Annotated in this window: 1 protein-coding gene; it reads right to left on the bottom strand. The window is 50.6% G+C overall.

All coding sequences use genetic code 11. The annotated features are described in order from the left end of the window. Positions 1-28: 28 nt before the first annotated feature. Positions 29-407: transposase (locus tag ABF638_RS38340; RefSeq protein ID WP_435027946.1), on the bottom strand; the 379-nt coding region annotated here is incomplete at its 5' end.

Here is a 407-nt window from a genome sequence, read left to right as displayed (position 1 = left end):
TGTTTGAAAAGTTTTGAGGGGTCAAATTTTATGCTAATCGCCTCACCATGATCCGGATCATAGCAAGGTAAATAAACGTCTCCGATGTTTCCGGTAGAAGTTCATAATCTCTAACCAATCGGCGACACCCCATCAGCCAGCCGAAAGTGCGCTCCACCACCCATCGCTTTTTGAGCAAGACAAAGCCCTTACTTTGCTCTGGTCGCAGCACCGCCTGCACAATCCAACGGCAAGTGTCCATCACCCACATCATGAAGGCTGGACCATCAAAGCCGCCATCAGTCCAAATGGTCGTCAAGCGAGAAACCTTATTGCCCATTTTTTTGACGCGCTTGAGCACTTGTTTACCACCTGACCGCTCTGGCACATTGGCGGCGGTGACCAACACCCGCAGCACTAATCCCAAC

This window comes from Nostoc sp. CALU 1950 (assembly GCF_051172895.1).
Lineage (GTDB): Bacteria > Cyanobacteriota > Cyanobacteriia > Cyanobacteriales > Nostocaceae > Nostoc > Nostoc edaphicum_A.
The sequence above is the reverse complement of the archived record's forward strand: the minus strand, read 5'-3'. Positions and strand labels throughout refer to the sequence as shown.